This window comes from Streptomyces sp. NPDC017529 (assembly GCF_044329785.1).
In the GTDB taxonomy this organism is placed as follows: domain Bacteria; phylum Actinomycetota; class Actinomycetes; order Streptomycetales; family Streptomycetaceae; genus Streptomyces.
The window spans coordinates 1-3,904 of the sequence record NZ_JBIRJY010000047.1; the positions used below are offsets into that span (position 1 = coordinate 1).

Sequence of the window (3,904 nt, forward strand, 5' to 3'; positions counted from 1 at the left end):
AGTGCCTGTTCCTGAACCGGTTTCCGCTGGTCACCGGGCTGCGGCGTATAGAGGCAGTTTCGATAGCCGTTCGGTTCGGCGTCGATGGACGGCGTTTCGAACGGCAGGCGTGTGCGGGGTGCCTCTCCGGACGGTTTCACTGCTGGTTGTCGCGGTCGGCGAGGAGACCCAGCAGTGTTCGGACAGGCAGGTGGGCTTCACCCGAGCGGGCGTATGTCATTCGAATGGAGCATGAGTGCCTCCAGCACGGACATGCACATGAAGCGAGATCGCCCAGGTAAGGAGAACCAAAAGTGGCTATCGAAGCCTACGAAAATCTCCAGATCGTCCGTGGGACCGTTGCTGCCGACGGCACCAGGACTGCCGGCTACGCCTTCAAGGTGACGAAGCTCAGCGCCGGCAAGTACATCATCACCTTCAACAACGACTTCAGGGAGACGCCGTCGGTCGTTGCCACCCTGGACGGCGAAAATTGGAACCTGCTGGACAACACTCACGTCAGCGGCGCCACGACTGAGAGGGTGATGGTCATCACGGGCAACTCAGTCGGTGCCGCCGCCGACCGTCCCTTCCACTTCATCGCCATGGGCTGACCCAGCGGAGAGGCTCCCCGGCTGTGGACGCCGGCCGGGGAGGGCTCCATAGCTGCGGTCGGCGAGGAGACCCAGCAGTGCCCGGACCGGTAGGTGGGCTTCGGTTGGGTGGCGGAGCCTGCCGTCCAGGCGAAGGGTGTAGTGCGTGCGTCGACCGTGTCGTTCCCGGCTGAGGTATCCGGCCTCTTCGAGGTCGGCGACGATGGTCTGAGCAGTACGTTCCGTGACGTGGCAGGCCGCGGCGATGTCACGGATGCGCGACGTGGGTTCCCGGGCGAGCACCAGGAGAACGCGGGTGTGGTTGGAGAGGAAGCTCCACCGTGCTCCAGGTTTGTTCATGTGCCGCCCCCTGCCCGCACGAAAGCCTGCGAGCAAATACCTGAAATCCGTTTCAGGCATTATAGGGTGGCCATGGCGGGACGGACAGGCCGGTGAGCAACGGGGTGCCGCCGCACGCACCTGCTGGGCTGTTCAGGCGGCGGCCGGCGGCGTGACCAACCGGTGCCGGGGCTGGCGGTGCGGCCGGGCGAGACGGCGGCTCATGAGGGTGATGAAGGCCCACTGGATGTGCGCTTCGGCGTGGGACATCTTGCGTTCGTAGTCCCGCGCGTTGCGCCTCGCCCGCATCGTCCACGAATTCGACCGTTCCACCACCCACCGCTTTGGCAACAAGACAAACCCCTTGGCGCCCTTGGGCCGGGGCACGGTTTTGATGGTGATGCCGAGCGTGTCGCGGGCCCAGTCGATGAGCTTGCCGCCGTAGCCGGAATCGCCCCAGACCAGCACGATTTCCGGGTGCTCGGCGTGCAGGCGGGCGAGCAGGATGCGGGCGCCGTCGCGCTCGGGGACGTCGGCCGGGGTGACCAGCACATCGACCAGCAGGCCGCTCTGGTCCACCACGAGATGCCGTTTCCTGCCATTGATCATCTTTCCCGGATCGAACCCGCGCGTCGCCCTCGAAACAGTCTCCGCCCCCTTGACGGACTGCCCGTCGATGATCACCCGGACCGGCCAGGGACAGCGCCGGCTGCGCAGCCGCAGCCGGCGGCGGAGCTGGTCGAGGATGCGTTTGAGGACGCCGTTCTTCGCCCAGCGGGCGAAGTACTTGAACACCGTGCTCCAGGGGATGCCGAAGTCGGCGGGCAGCGACCGCCACTTCGCGCCGTTGTCTGTTATGTACCTGATGGCGTCGACCACCCGTCGGCGGGGCCACTTCTCCGGCGCCCCGCCGGTGGGCGTCTGGCAGGCAGGGACGGGCAGTAGCGGCTCCAGCAGGAACCATTCCAGGTCCGTGGCGTCGGAGGGGTAGCGGTAGGAGGACAGCATCACCGAGCCCGGGCCGCGGCCGACGACGAGGAGGCCAACTGCGGCCGCCGCGGCCCGGTGCCTTCTTCCTAGGGTGTCCGTCCCAGGTTGGCCAGCAGGTTCAAGGTGGACTCCACAGCCCTGATCTGGGTGAGCAGGGTCTGGATGTAGGGGTCCTCGGGGGTCTTCTTCTCGTGTGCGAGCAACGTCGTCTTGATGAAGTTCTCCACCCGGTGGTGTTCGGTCTCCAAGAACGCCCGCTCGTAGCTGATCCACACATCCGGTGCGTCATCCAGCAACCGATAGCCCCACGATCTGTCCCAGGTCACCGGCGGAAGCCCGCGGGCGGCCGCAACCAGTCGCAGATGCCGCAGACCGGTGTGAACCTGGGCCCGGGTGCGTTCGGTGGCCGTCATGAGCAAGCCGATGTCCATGCCCGCAGGACGGGCTTCTTCCAGGGCGCTCAGGATCGCTTCGGCGTGGACGTGAGCGGGGAGGCCCCGCCCCATCGCCTACTCACCCTCGCCCTGGCCTTTGAGCAGCTTGGCCAGCTGCTCGTCCAGGTCGACCTCGCCGCGGGTGACGGCGTTTTCGATCCAGTCGGCCGCGGCGCGAACACGTTCCAGCCCTTTGGCGATGGTCTCGCGCTCGCCGTAGTCGTAGTCCTCGCCCTCCAGGTTCGGCACGATCCGCCCGGCCGTGGCCACGAACTGCGCGCAGGCCGCGACCAGGTCCATGAACTGGGCGCCGTGCTCCAGGCGCTGAAGCTGCGGTGCACTGGACTGGGTGAACTGCACGTCCTGGCGGAACCGGTCGAACTGCGCTTCATTGACCATGTGCCGGGCGGTGTCATCGGCCATGGCCTTCGAGGCCACCTCCGGCCGGCGCAGGAAGTCGGTGGTCACCACCGCCGCGACCGCGTCGTCCGAGGCCAGATCGTGAATCGCCTCGACCTTCTCCTGGACGCTTTCGGGGTTGTCCAGCTTCCAGCCGACGATCCGTTTCGCGCTGTCGTGCGTCCAGCGGGCCGTGCCGTCGCGCGGGCTGGGCGGGGGGTTTGTCACCGCCTCGAACCGCTCGGCCTCATCGGGGATGTTGGCCAGGATCTTGTGGATGGTGTGCGAGACGTCCGCCCGCCGGTGCCGCCTGGGCCAGCGCGAGGCCACCCACCGGTAGTCCCGCACCGTGGTGTAGGCCAGACCGATGTCCTCGGCGAACATCCGTATCGCCTCGCTGACGGTGAACAGGCCCTCGGTCCCGGACGGGTTCGCACCCCCATACGAACGCATCGGCTCGATCTCCAGGCCCGCGTCCCCGATCTGCCACTGGACCGCACTCATCGTCGCCACCCAGTCCCGCCCCAGCTTGACCAGCTCGTCGTAGCGTTCCTGGCTCACACTCCCGACCATTGCGGACATTGCATCCACCCCCACGGACCCGGGTGCGGCACCCTTCCGTGCCGCCAGCTCGCCCCGCAAGCCCGTCACCTGGCACCATCGGACTCCTCCCGGGCGCCTGCCAGGGCGCGTCGCCCCGGCGCGTGAAGCGGCCCCGCGGGCGCCGCCCGCGCCGTCTCACACCCCGCCTTCCTGCGTGCGCCGCCGGTGCCAGGCCCGTTTGCGGCAGCGGGGAGAGCAGTAGATTGCCGCAAGAGAATGGTCGACTCCGACCGTCCAGCCGGCCCCGCACTCCGGGCAGACGGCCGCCTTTGCGGCCAGCACCGCCTCGGTCCTCGCCCGCGTCCGCCGCTGCCGGCGCCAGTGCCGCGAGCGGCAGACCGACGAGCAGAACACGGCCGTCGCCTTCGCCGACGGCATCAGCGGCCCACCGCACCCTCGGCACAGCCGCGGCCCGCCATCACGTGCCTCGCCGCTCGTGATCAGCCGCAGCCGGGGAACCCTGCCCATGCGAACCACCGTACGCAGGGCACCAGACCCCCGCCCACCCCACCGCTGACCTGCCCCGAAGCCCCGCAACTTGTCATGTCAGGACCGGGAACAGCTTCT

At 68.1% G+C, this 3,904-nt stretch carries 5 protein-coding genes; 1 reads left to right on the forward strand and 4 read right to left on the reverse strand.

Going from position 1 to position 3,904, the window contains the following annotated elements:
- Nucleotides 1-293: 293 nt before the first annotated feature.
- On the forward strand, nucleotides 294-593 hold the full coding sequence (locus tag ACH4K4_RS38600; protein ID WP_398175040.1) for a hypothetical protein: 300 nt from the start codon (nucleotides 294-296) through the stop codon (nucleotides 591-593).
- Here ACH4K4_RS38600 and ACH4K4_RS38605 read toward each other — a convergent pair.
- The 4 genes from ACH4K4_RS38605 to ACH4K4_RS38620 form a co-directional block, all read right to left on the reverse strand.
- The gene (locus ACH4K4_RS38605; protein WP_398175043.1) at nucleotides 543-992 is read right to left on the reverse strand and encodes a helix-turn-helix transcriptional regulator; all 450 of its coding nucleotides are present in this window, start codon (nucleotides 990-992) and stop codon (nucleotides 543-545) included. The two genes, ACH4K4_RS38600 and ACH4K4_RS38605, sit on opposite strands and share 51 nt — an antisense overlap.
- A gap of 72 nt (nucleotides 993-1,064) precedes the next feature.
- Nucleotides 1,065-1,919, reverse strand: coding sequence for an IS5 family transposase (locus tag ACH4K4_RS38610; protein WP_398175046.1), 855 nt, complete (start codon nucleotides 1,917-1,919; stop codon nucleotides 1,065-1,067).
- Nucleotides 1,920-1,987: 68 nt separating this feature from the next.
- Nucleotides 1,988-2,332, reverse strand: a complete 345-nt coding sequence (locus ACH4K4_RS38615) for a hypothetical protein (RefSeq protein WP_398175049.1) — start codon at nucleotides 2,330-2,332, stop codon at nucleotides 1,988-1,990.
- Nucleotides 2,333-2,410: 78 nt separating this feature from the next.
- A complete protein-coding gene (locus tag ACH4K4_RS38620; RefSeq protein ID WP_398175052.1) occupies nucleotides 2,411-3,295 on the reverse strand; it encodes a DUF6192 family protein in 885 nt (294 codons plus the stop codon).
- Nucleotides 3,296-3,904: the final 609 nt, after the last annotated feature.